Source organism: Prevotella sp. LCP21S3_D2 (assembly GCF_052118345.1).
In the GTDB taxonomy this organism is placed as follows: domain Bacteria; phylum Bacteroidota; class Bacteroidia; order Bacteroidales; family Bacteroidaceae; genus Prevotella.
Genome location: NZ_JBQKHJ010000024.1, coordinates 1 through 17,628, shown reverse-complemented (window position 1 = coordinate 17,628; position 17,628 = coordinate 1). Strand labels below are relative to the sequence as shown.

The 17,628-nt window shown below is 43.6% G+C and carries 17 protein-coding genes and 1 pseudogene; 12 read left to right on the top strand and 6 right to left on the bottom strand.

Annotated elements, in window-relative coordinates:
• Positions 1-120 precede the first annotated feature (120 nt).
• Complete coding sequence (locus ACTQ16_RS13050; protein ID WP_441937789.1) at positions 121-1,701, bottom strand: L-lactate permease; 1,581 nt, start codon at positions 1,699-1,701, stop codon at positions 121-123.
• Between the two features lie 156 nt (positions 1,702-1,857).
• Between ACTQ16_RS13050 and ACTQ16_RS13045 the strand changes: the two genes are divergently transcribed.
• Positions 1,858-2,373 (top strand): RNA polymerase sigma factor, encoded by a 516-nt coding sequence (locus ACTQ16_RS13045; RefSeq protein ID WP_295348371.1) that lies wholly within the window; start codon positions 1,858-1,860, stop codon positions 2,371-2,373.
• Positions 2,370-2,540: a hypothetical protein gene (locus tag ACTQ16_RS13040; protein ID WP_441937787.1), complete on the top strand. Its 171-nt coding sequence runs from the start codon at positions 2,370-2,372 to the stop codon at positions 2,538-2,540. Before ACTQ16_RS13045 ends, ACTQ16_RS13040 begins: the two co-directional genes overlap by 4 nt.
• 6 nt (positions 2,541-2,546) lie before the next feature.
• Here ACTQ16_RS13040 and ACTQ16_RS13035 read toward each other — a convergent pair whose 3' ends face one another.
• Positions 2,547-3,719, bottom strand: a complete 1,173-nt coding sequence (locus tag ACTQ16_RS13035) for an IS4 family transposase (RefSeq protein ID WP_441937785.1) — start codon at positions 3,717-3,719, stop codon at positions 2,547-2,549.
• A 151-nt stretch (positions 3,720-3,870) separates the two neighbouring features.
• Here ACTQ16_RS13035 and ACTQ16_RS13030 point away from each other — a divergent pair, with 151 nt between their 5' ends.
• The 5 genes from ACTQ16_RS13030 to cysK all read left to right on the top strand — a co-directional run bounded on the left by ACTQ16_RS13030 (position 3,871) and on the right by cysK (position 8,196).
• On the top strand, positions 3,871-4,203 hold the full coding sequence (locus tag ACTQ16_RS13030) for a hypothetical protein (RefSeq protein ID WP_441937783.1): 333 nt from the start codon (positions 3,871-3,873) through the stop codon (positions 4,201-4,203).
• A gap of 62 nt (positions 4,204-4,265) precedes the next feature.
• Positions 4,266-4,712, top strand: coding sequence for a DUF6108 family protein (locus tag ACTQ16_RS13025; RefSeq protein ID WP_295023335.1), 447 nt, complete (start codon positions 4,266-4,268; stop codon positions 4,710-4,712).
• 63 nt (positions 4,713-4,775) lie between these two features.
• Positions 4,776-5,669, top strand: a complete 894-nt coding sequence (locus tag ACTQ16_RS13020) for a hypothetical protein (RefSeq protein ID WP_441937781.1) — start codon at positions 4,776-4,778, stop codon at positions 5,667-5,669.
• Between the two features lie 252 nt (positions 5,670-5,921).
• On the top strand, positions 5,922-7,217 hold the full coding sequence (locus tag ACTQ16_RS13015; protein ID WP_441203048.1) for an O-acetylhomoserine aminocarboxypropyltransferase/cysteine synthase family protein: 1,296 nt from the start codon (positions 5,922-5,924) through the stop codon (positions 7,215-7,217).
• A gap of 31 nt (positions 7,218-7,248) precedes the next feature.
• Positions 7,249-8,196, top strand: a complete 948-nt coding sequence (cysK, locus tag ACTQ16_RS13010; protein ID WP_441937779.1) for a cysteine synthase A — start codon at positions 7,249-7,251, stop codon at positions 8,194-8,196.
• Here cysK and ACTQ16_RS13005 read toward each other — a convergent pair.
• From ACTQ16_RS13005 to ACTQ16_RS12995, 3 genes are all read right to left on the bottom strand, one after another.
• Positions 8,169-8,306, bottom strand: a complete 138-nt coding sequence (locus ACTQ16_RS13005) for a hypothetical protein (RefSeq protein ID WP_441937777.1) — start codon at positions 8,304-8,306, stop codon at positions 8,169-8,171. The two genes, cysK and ACTQ16_RS13005, sit on opposite strands and share 28 nt — an antisense overlap.
• A 122-nt stretch (positions 8,307-8,428) precedes the next feature.
• Entirely contained in the window at positions 8,429-8,578 is a 150-nt protein-coding gene (locus ACTQ16_RS13000) for a hypothetical protein (RefSeq protein ID WP_441937776.1), read from the bottom strand.
• Between the two features lie 44 nt (positions 8,579-8,622).
• Positions 8,623-8,778 (bottom strand): hypothetical protein, encoded by a 156-nt coding sequence (locus ACTQ16_RS12995; protein WP_006848196.1) that lies wholly within the window; start codon positions 8,776-8,778, stop codon positions 8,623-8,625.
• A gap of 605 nt (positions 8,779-9,383) precedes the next feature.
• Between ACTQ16_RS12995 and ACTQ16_RS12990 the strand changes: the two genes are divergently transcribed.
• The gene (locus ACTQ16_RS12990) at positions 9,384-10,679 is read left to right on the top strand and encodes an ATP-binding protein (protein WP_441937775.1); all 1,296 of its coding nucleotides are present in this window, start codon (positions 9,384-9,386) and stop codon (positions 10,677-10,679) included.
• 543 nt (positions 10,680-11,222) lie between these two features.
• Entirely contained in the window at positions 11,223-12,782 is a 1,560-nt protein-coding gene (locus tag ACTQ16_RS12985; RefSeq protein WP_441937774.1) for an ATP-binding protein, read from the top strand.
• A gap of 164 nt (positions 12,783-12,946) precedes the next feature.
• Here the strand turns inward: ACTQ16_RS12985 and ACTQ16_RS12980 are convergent, their stop codons facing one another.
• On the bottom strand, positions 12,947-14,239 hold the full coding sequence (locus ACTQ16_RS12980) for an ATP-binding protein (RefSeq protein WP_441937772.1): 1,293 nt from the start codon (positions 14,237-14,239) through the stop codon (positions 12,947-12,949).
• 193 nt (positions 14,240-14,432) lie between these two features.
• Between ACTQ16_RS12980 and ACTQ16_RS12975 the strand changes: the two genes are divergently transcribed.
• The 3 genes and pseudogenes from ACTQ16_RS12975 to ACTQ16_RS12965 form a co-directional block, all read left to right on the top strand.
• Positions 14,433-15,458 carry a hypothetical protein gene (locus tag ACTQ16_RS12975; protein WP_441937770.1) on the top strand — a complete coding sequence of 342 codons (1,026 nt, stop codon included), beginning with the start codon at positions 14,433-14,435 and terminating at the stop codon, positions 15,456-15,458.
• Positions 15,459-15,469: 11 nt separating this feature from the next.
• The gene (locus ACTQ16_RS12970; RefSeq protein ID WP_441937769.1) at positions 15,470-16,474 is read left to right on the top strand and encodes a hypothetical protein; all 1,005 of its coding nucleotides are present in this window, start codon (positions 15,470-15,472) and stop codon (positions 16,472-16,474) included.
• Between the two features lie 936 nt (positions 16,475-17,410).
• Positions 17,411-17,628 (top strand): annotated as a pseudogene (locus ACTQ16_RS12965) (hypothetical protein); the annotation flags it as partial.

Below are 17,628 nucleotides of genomic sequence, written 5' to 3'. Positions count from 1 at the left end.
TTGCGTTCTTGAAAAAAAAAGAGAAGAAGCTTTGCAGATATCTTAATGTCGATTTATAAAACTGAAACTGTCCCCATCTGAGATAACAGATGAGGACAGTTTTTTATATAAGAAAAAATATCAGCAACCGAAGTAAACCATCAATCCGCCCAATACGATATACAGCAGGGCGTATGGGATAGCCGAACGGAGAATCTCTCCATCCTTTCCCTCCATATCGCAGGCTGCAGTCGCGATGGCGATGCTCTGCGGACTGATCATCTTGCCACCCGTGGCTCCCGTGGTATTGGCAGCTACCAGCCAGTTCTCCTGACCGCCCTCCATACCAAAGAATGTGCTCTGTCCCGTCATGCCCAACTGGTTAGCTACATGAGCCTGGAGCTTGGCAAAAAGGATATTCGAAGAGGTATCAGACCCCGTAACGAAGGTTCCGATGGCACCAATCATCGGTGCAACCAGAGGATAGAAATCACCCGTTACTGCCACCAGTCCTGAGGCGATGGAAGTAATCATTCCCGAATAGTTCATCACACTTGCCAGGGCTATCAGCGAACAGATGGTCACTACCGTCTTGCGCAGATTCACCGTGGTACGGGCAAGAATCACCATCAGTCTCTTGAGACTTAATCCCTGTATCAGTCCACCAATCGTAGCACCCAGGAAGAGCATCAGTCCTGCATTGGAAATCCAGCCAAACTTAAAGGTGCTTTCGAGCACAGGCAGATGAACCGCACTCACCAGATGACTCTTGAGGAAAGCATTGACCGGAGGACAGAGTGCGCCGGAAACCAGGATGAATATCAATATAAAGAGGTAAACGCTCCATGCCTTCAGGCTCTCGGCAAGCGTAAAGGTTTCCTTATCCTGCACCTTGCTCTTTCTGGCAAACACCTTGGCGTATGCAATGATGGCGATAATGGCTGCCAGCGAGCCGATGATGGCTGGTGTCTCCGAACCCAGATAATAGCCGCATACAAACTGCACTGCCACGGAAATCACTCCCACCCAAAGGGCGATGATGAGATTCTTGATAAGATTATGCTTATCGGTAAGCGTCAGGATGATGAAAGGCAGGATGATAAAGAGAGGTGACAGCTGGATGATGGCGAAGGCCGAAGTCTCGCAAATCTGTGCCGCCGAAGCCGATCCGCTTTCAGCCACCTCATTACAGAGCGTAGTAACCGGCACGCCCACGGCACCAAATCCCGTAGCCACGGTATTACCGATCAAGGATACCAGAGCCGAGAACATCGGTTTGAAGCCGAGTCCGATGAGGATGGCAGCAGGTATCGCCACCGCTGTTCCGAAGCCCGCCATACCTTCGAGCAGTCCGCCGAATCCCCATACGAGGAGTAGCACGAGCAGTCCCTTATCATCGGTAATCGATGTAAACTGCCTCTTGATTACCTCTATCTGCTTGCTTTCCACGAGGATATTATAGCTGTAGATAGCCATCAGGATGATGATGAGAATCGGGAATACCGCCTTCAAGATGCCTTCCACCACCGCCCATCCCGTCAGGGCGATCACGCTGTCCTCCGCATGTTCCGGGGCTATCATGCCTAGCGGCGAAGCTGCGAAGAGAGCGAGCAACACGGTAACTACCAGCGTCAGCAAGGCGCTCTTATGACCTGCCATCTTGAAGCCGAGCATCAGGATGAACAGCAACACGATGGGAATAATAGAAACTATTGATGCCATAAGCCATTCAGTTTTTAAATATTTTCGATTGCAAAATTTTATGTTTATGACTGCAAAAATAACATTTTTCTTTGAAAAAAGAAAGCATTTTTTGAAAAAAATCTCTTCTTAGATGTCCGATTTTTCAATTTCATACGTCTATAGAATGTAAAGGTTATGAGAACAGAAGAATTCAAACATATCATCCTACCGATGCGCAGCAACTTGAAAGCGTATGCGCTAAGGTTGACTGAGAATGACGACAATGCCGAAGACCTCGTGCAGGAAGTCATGCTCAGGCTGTGGGACATGCGCCAGAATATCCAGGCAGAAGATAACCTCAAGGCTCTAGCCATCACCATCATGCGCAACAAGTTTTATGACCAGTGCCGACATGAGGAGCGGAACTTCACCACCGACAAGGTGATGGAAGTGCCCATAGAAGACCGGCGGGCAGAGCAACGGGACGAGGTAAACCTCATCAAGCAGATAGTGGCACAGCTTCCGCCCTTGCAGCAGCAGATATTCCGCATGAAGGAGATAGAAGGCTATACTGCCGATGAAATCATGCAGATAACGGGATGCACAGCTGATAATCTCCGAAAGAATCTCTCCAGAGCCCGACTCAAAATCAGAGAGACTTATATGAACATCGTGAAACAGAACAAAATAAAGAAGGAGGAAAAGTTATGAATGATGAAATAAAAAGAATACAGAACTTGCTCGACAAGTATATGGATGGTGCCACATCCAATGAGGAAGAGGCAACGCTCAGAAAGTATTTCGAAGAACATGCCAATGATATTCCGGAAGAATGGGAATCCTACCGCGCCCTCTTCAGCTATATCGGATTCCACTAGTGTCCACTAAATAAATTTAAGACTTAATTCTCTTACAGTTTGTAACTTCTCGGCAGGTTTGCTTTTGCCGAGCAAATCTACGAGAGGGGTTCTGTCCAACAATGAGACAGATAAAATTCTTAACAAATCATACATTTCCATATTCAATTTCATTTTTCGTTCAACAATCGCAACCAAGCAATATGCAATGATTGCACTATACAATTGTATCTTTACAGCACTTTCGGTTGTGCCATAGAATTCCTTGACATGAAGATGTTGCTTCATCCATTTGAAGAACAACTCTACCCTCCAACGATATTTGTAAGCCAATGCAATATCCTCTGCAGAGAGGATGGAGTTATTGGTATAAAACACAAAGGTTCTGTTTCCCTCCTTATCATAAAAGGTGATTCTTCTCATTGGGGAAGGGTATTGCTTTCGTGTTTTATATCCACTAAACTGTATCGTTTGATCAGCCATCACTCCCGTTATAGGGTTGTTATATTGTTTGTCTTCAATCACTGTATATGACATACGACGTTTCTCACGAACAACAAAGAACGCCTTTATCGTATTGATGATGGTGAGTTGCTCCGTGTCCATATATGCTCTATCAAATATGTATAAAGCATCAGGCTCATAAGGTATCTCGTTCATTACCTTGGAATCATGTAAATCCGCATTGGTTATAAGAAAGAATGATGGTATGTCTGTCTTTACATCATATAAGGTATGCATCTTTACACCACCTTTGTCATGATGAAGTTTACTCCACCAAAACACATTTAGGCAAAGTGAGATGGTTGTTGAGTCAAAAGCATAGACATTACCTTCATAGAAGAAGTCTTTGTCAACTAATCCTATGCGTAAGTCTCTTGCGGTCTTGACCATATGATACGCCATGTCTTCAAATATTTTAGCCTCTCTTTGCTCATTAGCTTTGGAAAGATTACTTCTGGTAACAGATGTGCCAAATCCAAGCCTGTTGAACTTAGTCTTATGCGCATTGAGCGTAGCTATCAAGTCTCGAAGACTCTCTCGATGGGTCAACTGAGCGAATATCATCACTAGCAAATGATTCCAGCAAGTGAACTTCTTAACATATTTGTTTCCTTGATATTTTTTTACGAACCAATCGAACTGGTTTTTGGGAAGGAAATCACATATTTGACTGAATATATACTTACCTTGATTCATGAGTCTAAACTAACTTACAGATTGTAATTTTCTGCAAAGATAGTCATTTCTAACCCATAGAGTCATTTCTTGCTCGTATTTTGTCGTATATCAACCACTTACAACGATTGTTAATCGTTTTTAGTGGACACTAGTGATCGGATTCGAACAGATGAATCTTTCTCAAATTCTAAAAGGAGAAGAAGAGAAGGAGGAGGATTTCGAAAAGAAAGATATCGAGAAGGAAGAAATCCCCCAAAAGGAAGCTTCTCGCAGCAGATGGCTCAAATATTTCGGCACTTCTGTGGCAGCAGCCGCTACCATCGCATTCCTGATTGTGGGCATCCAGAAGATAGCCCAGCCTCAGCCTGAATGTTATGCGGTTATCGATGGAAAGGTTTATACCGACCAGGAGTTCGTTCATAACGAAGCCCTGGATGCCCTGGAAGATGTTTCGGCAGATTCCGAAGATCCATTCAGTGCCCTGGATATGATGAATCAATAAATTCATCTTTTAGATGAATCAATCAAACTATAAAGTATAATATATATAATAAGGTATAGAATATGAAACGATGCAACTTGATAAAACGCTTCTTCATCGGACTGCTTCTTATCGTGGTAGCCTCGATTTCGGCTAATGCCCAGGAGGGGCTGTACGTAAAAAGTATATTCCAACGATTCGGGCACGCCAAGGGATGCAAGATGGTTACGATGCAGAATACGCAACTCAAAGGTTACAAGCTCAAGATATACAAGAGCCTGGTATATAAGAACCACTCCACGGAAATAGCCCACTATCTGAAGTCCGACCGCAAGGCTGCGAAAAAGATCAGAGAGGTGGTGGAGAATGGCAAGATGGTGAGCGGCTATTACATGATGGCGCCCTTGAGCAATGGCAACAACCGCTTTATCCTCTTCAGTAATCCGAATGAAAGCAAGGGAACCGTGATTTATATCGAAGGCGACCTGTCGCCCGAAGATATCATGCAACTCTGCTATTCCAGAAGATAGAAGCAACATCTTCCTACAGGAATCCTCTCAATAAGAATAAGAAACAACATAAAATATAGTATTATGAATATCAAAAACGTAATGATGATGGCTGCCATGATGCCAGCCTTCGCCCTTGCTGAAACCAACAGCAACTGTGCACCAGCCTCGGTAGAGGCTAACGACACCACAATCAGAGTGAACGACCAGAACATCGTCATCAAGCAGGATGGTGAACAGACTTCTGTGAAGATATATAAGATGAACGGCAACGAGATGACCAAGATTTCCGAAACCCAATTCGTAGATGGTCAGGAAGTAGAAAAGGTATTTGTCACCTCGCCTTTCATCCCTCAGACCTTGAGAAAGCGCAAGCGCAGTCTGGAGAGTCATTATCCAACCTTCTTCTTCGGCTGCAGCCAGTTGCCAGGCAGCAGGGGAAGCATGGGAGGCAACAACGAGATGCACAGTCGCGACTCCAAGTCGTGGGAATGGGGCATCACCCTCACCAGTCTCTGCTTCCGCCTTTCCAACGAAATGGCACTTACCTCCTCTCTCTCCATCGGACAGGTACACCACCATTTCAAGGACAATTATGTATTAAGCACCCAAAACGGGGTATCGGCAATGACTCCGATAGAAAGCGAGACGCTGAAGAAAAGCTATATCAGCTACAATGTGCTCCGCCTGCCTGTCATGCTGGAGTGGCAGAAGCGCATAGGATGCCATGATGCATTCCTGGCGTTAGGTCCATCGGTAGAATACCGCTGGCACGAGCATTCCCGCTACTTCATAGGCAAGCACAAGCATACCGAAACGGGCTATATCAACCTCAACCCTATCGGCTTGAACCTCGAGGCCCGTGCCGGCTACTCAGGAGTGATGCTCTACGCCCGTGCCGGAGTAACCCCGCTGCTCAACAAGACCAAAGCTCCCGAGTGCTACCCGATGACCATCGGCTTAGGATTTAGACTGTAATTTCTCTCAAAAAATCGAAAAAAATGCCCGAATACCACAAACGTGGTAGCAGGAATACTACTCATATGCTATTTCAGAATCCAAAAAATCGCCGTACCTTTGCAGCGTCAATCAGAACAAACAGCATGATGACTTTCAGAAGGACATCAGAATGTCTTTCAGAGAGAGAACATCAATCTGATTTCTGGGCGACAGATTTATATAAATGAATAGATTGAATATTAACGTAAAATTAAAGAAAGGACATAGATTATGAGTACAGAAAAGAAACTTCGCTTTGAGACACTTCAGTTGCATGTAGGTCAGGAAAATCCAGATCCAGCTACCGATGCTCGTGCGGTGCCTATCTACCAGACCACAAGTTACGTGTTCCGCAACTCTCAGCACGCTGCCGATCGCTTCGGACTCCGTGACGCTGGTAATATCTATGGTCGCTTGACCAACTCTACTCAGGGTGTATTCGAAGACCGTGTAGCTGCCCTCGAGGGTGGTGTAGCAGGTTTGGCTGTCGCTTCTGGTGCTGCCGCCGTTACCTACGCTCTGCAGAACATCCTTCAGAATGGCGACCACATCGTAGCTGCCGACAACATCTACGGTGGTACTTATAACCTCATCACACATACATTATCCACACAGGGTGTAAGCTACACCATCGTGGATCCTCGCAACTTCGAGCAGGTAGAGGCTGCCATCCTGGACAATACCAAGGCACTCTATGCAGAGACCTTTGGAAATCCTAACTCTGATGTAACCGATATCGATAAGTTGGCAGAGATTGCTCATCGCCACAACATACCTTTGATTATCGATAACACCTTCGGCACCCCATACCTCATCCGCCCTATCGAGCACGGAGCAGATATCGTGGTTCACTCAGCAACCAAGTTCATCGGTGGTCACGGTTCATCTCTCGGTGGTGTCATCGTAGATGGCGGTAAGTTCGACTGGAAGGCAAATGCCGACAAGTTCCCTACTCTCGCTAAGCCAGACCCATCTTATCATGGTGCCGTATTCGCAGATGTTGCCGGAGCAGCAGCCTTCGTAACCCGAATCCGTGCGGTCATCCTTCGTGATACCGGTGCAACCATCTCTCCATTCAACGCCTGGATTCTTCTTCAGGGCTTGGAGACATTGAGCCTCCGTGTAGAGCGTCACGTTCAGAATGCATTGAAGGTGGTAGAGTATCTGGAGAATAATCCTAAGGTGGCTAAGGTTAATCACCCAGCCGTTCCTTCTCATCCAGACCACGAGCTTTACAAGAAGCTCTTCCCTAACGGCGGTGGTTCAATCTTCACCTTCGATATCAAGGGCGGCGAGAAAGAGGCATGGGAGTTCATCGACCACCTGCGCATCTTCTCTTTGCTGGCTAACGTAGCCGACGTGAAGTCACTGGTTATCCACCCAGCAACAACCACTCACTCTCAGTTGAGCCCAGAGGAGTTGGAGGAGCAGCACATCTATCCTTCTACCGTTCGATTGAGCATCGGTATCGAGAACATCGACGACCTGATTGAGGCACTCGATGAGGCATTTACCTACGTAAAGTAAAAGTATTAATGATTTAAATTAGAGTACAGTTATGGCAAAGATATATAAGCAGATTACTGATTTAATCGGTAAGACCCCATTGGTAGAATTGGGTAAGTATTCAGCATCCAAGGGTTTGGAGACCCCTGTGATTGCTAAGGTAGAATTCTTCAATCCTGGCGGAAGCGTAAAGGATCGTATCGCACTTGCAATGATTGAAGACGCTGAGCAGAAGGGCATCCTGAAACCAGGTGCCACCATCATCGAACCAACCAGCGGTAATACGGGTGTAGGTTTGGCTCTGGTATCAGCCGTAAAGGGCTATCACCTCATCCTCACCATGCCAGAAACCATGAGTGTGGAGCGCAGAAACCTGGTGAAGGCTTACGGCGCAGAAGTGAGATTGACCAGCGGTAAGGACGGAATGCCTGGCGCCATCAAGGCTGCCGAGGAGCTCCGTGATTCCATCCCAGGCTCTGTGATTCTGGGACAGTTTACCAACCCATCCAATCCTGCCAAGCACTATGCCACAACCGGTCCTGAAATCTGGGCTGATACCGATGGCAAGATTGATATCTTCGTAGCCGGTGTAGGAACAGGTGGAACCATTTCGGGTATCGCCAAGTACCTGAAGGAGCAGAATCCAAACGTGAAGGTGATTGCCGTAGAACCTGCCACATCGCCTGTATTGAACGGCGGACAGAGCGGTCCTCACAAGATTCAGGGCATCGGTGCCGGCTTCGTTCCAGAGACTTACTCTTCAGAATATATCGATGAGGTATTGGATATTCAGAACGATGATGCCATCAAGGCTGGTCGTGATTTGGCTCAGACCGAGGGCCTCTTGGTAGGAATCTCATCAGGTGCCGCCGCCTTTGCAGCCACCGAGATTGCGAAGCGTCCTGAGAACAAGGGCAAGAAGATTGTAGCCCTCTTGCCAGATACTGGCGAGCGTTATTTAAGCACTGTACTCTACGCTTTCGAGGAGTATCCTTTGTAATTCACAATCGGATATTTTCTGATGAAAGCAAAATCTATCATAATGGTCAGCACGTTGATGATATCCTCCAGCATCTTCTGCTGGTAGTCATAAAGCTTGATTTTCTTCATCAAAAGAAATTATATGAGAAGACAATAGCCGACAAGATGAGCCGAGCTTTTATTCAAAGCTCAGCCCATCTTATCGTATATAATTAAAATTTAAAATCTAATCCCTTTGTGTTTCTCTGATATTATTTATATAACTTTCCAAAAGTACGACTTTTTTCATCACCACCAAGAAAATATGATTTTTCCTGCTCTTCTGTGCAGAACATAAAATCAAAACCATTCTTCTTATAAAAAGCCACAGGCACATCTTCATTATAGGCATCAACTACCAAATAACGACATCGTTTTGTCTGCTAAAAATCCCAAAATACTAACTTTAAAATTTTGCTTTTGCCAGAATAGCCTTCATCTCAGCACGTTGCTTTGAGAAATCTATGCTACCACGCTTCTTCAATGTTTCTTCAGCTTTTTCTCTGAAAGCTAAAGCCTCATCACCTGTCAGCATTGGGATACCACTAATTGCTAATGCCATAATCTATCCTCCAATTATTAAAACGTTTAACTTCTGCCACAAAAGTACGCTTTTTTCCCGAAACCACCAAGAAAATCAAAAGAAATCTGTGTAAATCCGTGAAATCTGTGGGACTAATAAACAGTAAAGAAGAAAATCTGAGTCATCAGCGAAATCTGCGTGACCAAACTCCAGCCCAAATAGGACTTCAAGAAAAGAAGATTCCGAAAGATTATCTCCGTGTTTAAGTCTCCAGAAGAAATGCATATTTCTCCTCATTTCCAAGACAATACTTCAGAAAATCGAAAAAAGCAGTTATATCATTTATTCAACTATTAATCTTTATTAAATAATTAATACTACCGCGTAACTACTCAGCACCCCTATGGGCATGAGTAGTTACCTCTTATGTAAAGATTCTGAAAAATTATTTAAAATGATAGGGACACCTTCATCTCTACCAAAGAAACAAAGATGCCCCTATATATAGTAAGGTATCAGAATCAAGTACCGCAAAAACACAAAATAAATACCGCAAAAACACAAAATAAAATACCACAAAAATACAAAATTATTTGTAGATTCCGCTATTTATTACTATCTTTGCAAACAAAAACATATTGAATATGAAGTATTTAGATAGAATAGTAGACAGAATGCTCCGACTTCGTCTGGAAGCCTTTGGAGCAGTACAGATTGTTGGACCAAAATGGTGCGGAAAAACCACTACGGCCATGCAGCAGTCAAAGAGCGTAATCAAGATGCAAGATCCAGATAAGCGTGAAGGATATCTGGCGACGGCACGCACCAAACCATCCTTGCTGCTCAAAGGCGAAACACCACGACTGATAGACGAGTGGCAGGTAGCACCAGTTTTATGGGATGCTGTTCGGAATACCGTAGATGAGCGAAACCAGAAAGGTCAGTTTATCTTAACCGGTTCTACAGTCGTCGAAGACAAAAACGGAGAAATCATGCATACGGGTACTGGCCGCATCTCCAAGATGCCCATGTATCCTATGAGCCTTTATGAGTCAAAGGAATCAACAGGCTCCATATCTTTACGTTTATTGTTTGATGACCCAGCTTACGATATTGACGGATTGCAGTCAGACATGACCGTGGAGAAACTGATTTTCGCTGCTTGCCGAGGCGGTTGGCCAGCATCACTGGACGTCACTTCGCAGGAGGCACAATTACTGATAGCAAAGGATTATGTAAATGTGATTTGCGATGAAGATATATCGAGGGTAGATGGCGTAAGAAGACAGCCAGCTTTGGCTCGACTCATCATGCGTTCTTATGCCCGGAACATCTGCACCCTCGTCAAGAAATCCAAGATGTTGGCAGACATCACGGTAGAAATGGAGAAAACGTCGATGCCAACATTTGACGATTATGTTTCTGCCCTGCAACGATTGTTTGTCATAGAAGATGTGGAAGCATGGTGTCCGGCAATCCGCTCAGCCGCTGCAATCCGTTCGGGAGCCAAGCGTTGCTTTGTAGATCCGTCCATAGCTGTTGCTGCTTTGGGTATGTCACCAAGAAGTCTGGAATTAGACCTTCGAACCTTTGGTTTCATATTTGAGTGTATGTGCATTCGCGACCTGAAGGTATATTCGCAAGCCTTGGGAGGTAGAGTCTCTTACTATCACGACCGCTATGACCTGGATGCAGACATAGTGCTTCATCTTGCAGATGGCCGCTATGCCTTGATAGAATGCAAGTTGGGTAGTCGGGAGATAGAAGATGGTGCCAAGCATCTCCTGCAACTACGGGATCTGATTCGTGAGAAGAACAAGACAGAGCATCAGATGCCACTCAGAGAGCCAGACCTGCTGATTGTCATGACAGGAGGCGAAATGGCTTATACCAGAGAAGATGGAGTAAAGGTTATACCTTTGGCTACATTAAAAGACTAAGAAAAAGCTAATTTTTCGATAGAAAACTAAGAAAAAGTTTGTTTTCTATCGAAAATTTGACTCTTTATCCGAAAAGTTCATTCATGCGAATTCAATAATCAAGCGCCAATACTTTTTTCAAAATATTGGCGCTTTTTTTTGAAATTTTCCCTTCATAATTATAAAGGTATTCAAGTTTCGCAAGTTCAGAAGTTAATGAAGTTAAAGGAGTTATCGCTCCCTACGGTCGCTGAGGAGTTAAGACAATAGTCTTTTTGTCGTAGTTTTTAAACAGCAAGACATACGTCTTAACTCCTTAACTTCCTTAACTCCTTTAACTTCCTGATATGCGAAAGTTCAGTAAAGGTATAACCAAAAAGAAAGAATAAAATGTCAAATAAAATGTCTTTATGTATTATCAAATACACCTATACTCGATATGTAGGGTGAACACCTATTGTCCGCAAGCCTTCACCACGAAAAGAATAGAACTTTTCCCTCATAAAAGTTTGGTGGTATCATTTTTTTGTTGTAGCTTTGCAAATGAATTAATTCGATGACGCAATGGCAAGAAAATTATATCCTATAGGAATTCAGACATTTGAGGAAATCCGCAAGTTGGACAACCTCTATATCGACAAGACGGAATACATCTATCGTATGACACATACCGATGGAAAGTATTTCTTCTTGAGTCGCCCACGCCGTTTCGGCAAGTCGCTGCTGGTTTCCACCTTCCAAAGTTATTTCGAAGGAAAGAAGGAACTCTTTGAGGGGCTTGCCATCGAGAAGCTGGAGAAGGAGTGGAATACTTATCCGGTTCTGCACTTCGACTTGAGCAAGGGTAAGCATATGGAGAAGGCGCAGCTAGAAGAGCATCTGGGCTACCTTTTGGAAGATTATGAACAAAAGTATGGTATAGAAAATCACCGTAACGGAAACAATAATCGGTTCAATGACTTGATAGAAGTGGTTTTCCAAAAGACTGGCAAGCAGGTGGTGGTGCTCATTGATGAATATGATGCTCCGCTGCTGGATGTGGCGCATGAGAAGGAAAAACTCGATGAGCTCCGTAACACAATGCGCAACTTCTATAGTCCTCTGAAGGGAAACGAGTCTATGCTTCGATTTGTCTTTATGACGGGCATCACGAAGTTTTCGCAGCTCAGCATCTTCAGCGAGCTGAACAACATCAAGAATGTGAGCATGGACGAGCCTTATGCCGGCATCTGTGGCATCACCAAGGAGGAACTGTTGATCCAGATGAGTGATGACATCGATGCTCTTGCCGAGCATCTGGAACTGAGCAGGGAGGAGACTATCCAGGAACTCAAAGACCATTATGATGGTTATCACTTCACTTGGCCATCGCCTGATGTCTTCAATCCTTACAGCTTGCTCAATTGCTTTGCTGATGGCAAGCTGAAGGCTTATTGGTTTGGATCCGGTACGCCTACTTATCTGATTGAAAAAATGAGGGAGTTTCATGTGTTGCCATCGCAGTTGGGGCGAGTGAGGGCTAAGGCTTCCTCCTTTGACGCTGCAACGGAAAGAATGACTTCGCTCACTCCTCTGCTGTATCAGAGTGGCTATCTCACCATCAAGGACTACGAAAAGAAGATAGATGTTTATACGCTCGACTTTCCTAACAAGGAAATTGAGGTGGGACTGTTCGACAGTTTGTTGCCGGGCTACCTTGGATCGGGAATAGATACGGGTAGGGTTGTGATAGCTGATATTTCCACCTATCTGGAAGACAAGGATATGGAAGGGGCGTTACAACTCTTGGCAGACTTCTTGGCGACGGTGCCTTATTGTGCCAATACGGATTACGAGGGACATTACCAGCAGATGTTTTATATCATCTTTGCCTTGCTTACTGACTACAATATTATTGTGGAGCAGCACACGGCTAAAGGGAGAATCGACATCACGATGGAGACTGCCGACACCATCTATGTGATGGAACTGAAATTCAATAAGAGTGCGCAAGAGGCATTAGACCAAATCAATGCCAAGCATTATGCCCAAGTCTTTGCCTTGAAGAATAAGGAAATTGTAAAGGTGGGCTTGAACTTCTCTGTCAAAGACGAGGTGAATACTCTGGAATGGGTGATTGCCTGACACTGGGGGGAGATAGCCGATGGATTACGATTGACTTTCACAAATTCTTAAACCGACCTTCCCCCTATCTCATGGGGGCAGTATCAGTTTTGAAAACGGACATTAAAAAGTGCGATAGCACCGCCCTAACTACCTATTTTTATATAGTTAGGGCGGTGCTATTGCTAAAATTCGAGACCATTTACCGCATAGAGCGGTACATTCGTAACCCAATCTTCTTGCTGATAATCATTCATGGAGATGCGATAGGCCTTCTTTGACCGGTTGTCTGCAACAAACTGGCGCAGGCTCTTTGCCTTGACATTCGTCTCGGCTTTCACCTCCAGCGGAACAATCTCATCCTCCTCATCCTGGAGCAGAAAATCAATCTCCTGAGTACTGTTGGTCTTGGCATAATAATACGGTTCATACCTGAGAACGAGCTGCTGCAAAACATACTGTTCCGTCAACGCCCCTTTAAACTCGGTAAAAATACTGTTGCCAGCCACTATTGTCGCTGCCTTGAGATTAGACATCGCACCTAGAAGCCCGACATCCAGGACGAAAATCTTGAAGGCTGCCCGGTCTTCATAACTGGCAAGTGGCAGTCGGGGAGCTTTCACATTATATACCTTATATATCAGTCCGGCATCCAACAGCCACTGCAAGGCCAACTCATACTCCCGGGCTCTTGCCCCCTCGCGCACCACTCCATAGATAAACTTCCGGTTCTCTTTACTCAACTGGGCTGGCAAGGATTTCCACAAATCAGTAATACGGGGAATAACCTCTGATGGAGCATGCTTCGACATATCTCTCTGATAACAGCTCAGAATATCCTTCTGTATGGTTCTCACCTCTTTCCAGTCACGATTCTGGCTAAAGCTCAATACGGCTTCAGGCATGCCTCCCACGTAGTAATAATACTTCAAGAGTTCCTGAAACTTGGGAGCAAACATCGTTATCATATTCCAATCCTTCGTCAGTAGCAGCTGCGCCAGATTCTTCTCCCCCATAGCCATCACGAACTCGATAAAGTTCATTGGATAGAGAGAGAGAAATTCCACCTTACCCACAGGAAAAGACTCCCCCTGATGCAGTTCGATACCCAGAAGAGAACCAGCCGCTATGACATGATAACCCGGTGCATTCTCTGCAAAATATTTCAGGGAAGTAACAGCATGAGGAGCAGCCTGAATCTCATCCAGGAATATCAGCGTTTCGCCCTCTGTACAGGTTACATTCGTTGCAGCCCCAATAGCTGTAAGAATTCTAGGAATACTGAAGTCCTGTTCAAAGAGATTCTGCAGGATCTTCATCTCTTCAAAGTTCACATACGCCAGCTGCTTGTAATTCTGGCGGGCAAACTCCTTCACCAGCCAAGTCTTTCCCACCTGTCTGGCACCCTCAATAATAAGAGGTTTCCGATATTGTTTATTCTTCCATTTCAGAAGTTCATTGATAGCTAATCTTTCCATAATCCGTATCTTAAAATCACATTTTATGAGGGAATATTCTACCTATCTATCACATTTTATGAGGGAATAATTACTCTTCCGTCCACATTTTATGAGGGAATAACGCTGCAAATATACACATTTTATGAGGGAATCCTGCAACTTTCCCACAAATTTTATAAAGGAGCGCCCACTTTTTAACTGATTTTAAAGGATGATATCCCTATCACATCCTGAGCAGTTTGTCCCACAAATAAAGAAAGAGTTAACCCCCTACCTGAATGGTCCTGGATCGCGCAAAACCATCAAAGAAGCATTCCAATACTTTCTAGGCAAGAACGACAAGATTGCTACTTGTATCGGATATCTTCTTTGCCAAAGTGGCAGAGACCCGAAAGAATGGTATGAAATCATCAAACAACTTCCAGCTCCGAAAAAGTTTTATTATCAAGACGAAGATTGTCAGGATGACGAAGAAACCATCTATCGAGGATGCTTACATGATGTCATTCTTTTTTCCGATGGCAGAGTAGCCATTCTCAACATACCGGAAGCTGATATTGACAATTATGATAACTTGGCCTCGCTAACTTCAAGAATGCCAGAATTTGTCAATGATTTCTATAATAATAACAAGCAAGCATTCCTTTACGACCCTTCAGGAAAATGTATGTTTGGTTACTTCAAAGAAAAAGGAACAGAAATCTATGCCAATATGAGACCAGACTGTTCAGTTTTTGAGCGTCCTGCAAGAGACAACAGATTATATCAGTATAAAGACCACTTACAATACGAATTGGTTGCTGGTATAAACCTCGACTTCAACACAGGTGTTTTCAAGCCTACATATTATGGATATGATACCCCAGATGAAGCCATTAAAGCCAAGGGACAAAAGAAAGCGGAAGCTATCAAGAAATATAATGATACACTAACAAAAATATTACAAGCACAAAAGACTGCATTAATCAAGAAATATGGAGAAAAAGCTTACAATTATATCAAACAAGGTAAGATATATGTAGGAATGCCAGCAGGTATCCTTACGGAATACAAAGAAATTCAAACCGATGGAACTGCTGTTCAGTTGTTCTCTTTCAAGGGAACATTCCGTAACAATGCAGGAGTTTACAGTTTGTATGAGCCAAGTGGAATTTTCCAACTATTTAGAGAACTTGGAGTGAAACTTGATTACAATAAGATTTATGTGAGAAACAGAAAAGTTACAGGATGGAGATAATACATTTTTCTATGAAAGCAAAAAGTATCATAACTATAGCATTGATGGCAGTCCTAGGACTGTCATCATGCGACTCTAACAAGAGTACGGTCGAAGATCTGACCAACCAGTTTATCGCAGCCGTCAAAGACGGTGACAAAGCGACAGCATATGACATTTATCCAGCAGCAAAGTTGTATGGTGACTTATCATTGCCTGATAGCATCGAGAAAGGTGATCTCGACATTCAGAAGAATGAGAAGGACAGCAGCTATATAGTCAGCATCAAGAACACAAGAATGTCAAAGATAATTTTCAAGCCAACAGACAACAAGACTTTTAAGATTATCAATACATTCTCTGTCCTCAAACTCGACTCTGTAAGTAACGAACTTGCTCTGAAAACTGGAGTACCAATCAAGAAGATGCCCGACTTGGAACTTGGCAAACTGATGCTTGAAAGTAGCGACTTTATAAGCTATCTTATCAATAAGTACTCCAACAACATGTCGCTCTCACTTATTAAAGAAACAGGAAGCTATGGTTGGAGACGTGATGCCACTGGACTTCATTGCCAAATCGATCAACCTATCCGAAATACAGGATCAGAAATGGTAAAGGGTTCAGATTACTCAGTTGAAATCACTATCATGCAATCTTCAACTGGTGTTATAAAAGCAAAGAAAGTACATCAAGGAGTAGATTTGGCCTCTGGAGAAAGTACTATTTTTTCAGATGACATACCTGAGCTATACAACTATGCATATAATAAAGATATAAGTTGTAATACTAATATTATCGTCAAAGATCAGGATACAGTCAAAGAGAGTTTACTCAAAAAGATTGACTATAATGGTCAGGAATACGAGGAGTTTCTGAAAGCCAAGAAGGAAGGAAAGTTCAATGCAGCAGATATCACTGACGATGATGGTTCTCCACAAGATGAGCCAGATCCAAATTACAAAGAACCATCTGAAGACATTCCTACAGAGATTCCTAGCGATGTTGTAGTCGATACAGTACCAAGAAATAGATAAAAAGGTAACTTTAAAATTCAAAAACAACCCTCATCTGATACACTTTCAGATGGGGGTGTTTTTTAAAAGTACAATCACTCAACAACCCGCCATCCGAAATCACAGATTACCTCCCTAATGAGCCGCCTACAGCCGAATGTCCCTTCTGCCATACCGACTCCGTAATAGGTGATGCCTTCAGCTTCCCTATCACCAAGGATTTCTTGAAGAAAATGAAGAAGAGATGGTTCTAGGCAAAATAAGGAAAATCACCCTAATCCCTAAATTTATACCTATTTTGGGGATTACAATCCAAAAAACATAGTGAATTTTGGGATTAGGCGATTTTTCAACGTTTTCATCTATCTTCCTCCCCTATCTCATGGGGGCAGTTTCTTCTCGAGTATCTGAGCAGTTCTGAATTAGTTGAAGAAGGTTATGCCACTTGGCTGTTCCAAAGTAGTGCGCTAGAAGGACCTAGTAAAAAACATGGTATCATCAGCATTAAGCCTCTCGGTAATTCCTGGTACAAATATTCATGTTATGACATGGGAACAAAGGCTGAAAACAAAGTAAAGGTCATCATAGATGGAACAACCATCAAATTCGACAAGGTGGAACAACTTACCAAATTCTAATGGATGACATCATTTAAATAATCAAGCGAGGGTGTGTCATAAGTTTATGATTCACCCTATTCTTGTTGTTGGAAAAGATAGGATATGTTGTTGGAAAAGATAGGATATGTTGTTGAGATAGTTAGTATCTTCGGTCGCACAACAGCTGTTGTGCGCTTGCATAACAGCTGATATGCGCATGCACAACACCTGTTGTGCATGCGGTGGTCAACTGTTATGCACCAACTATTATTCAGACTTATGACACACCCTCGTTTTTTTGAAATTTTCCCTTCATATTACTATATTATAAAAGGTATAACCAAAAAGAAAGAATAAAATGGCAAATAAAATGTCTTTATGTATTATCAAATACACCTATACTCGATATGTAGGGGTGGATATCGAAAAATATACTCGGGGACTATTCGAGTATGTGAAGGAAGAGTTTGGGGAGTTTCGACCACAAATGTCAGAACCTGGAACTATACCTGATATGCCAGACTATCTGGACATCGTGCTCTGCAAAAAGGACGGAAGTATCTTCTACGAGATGGA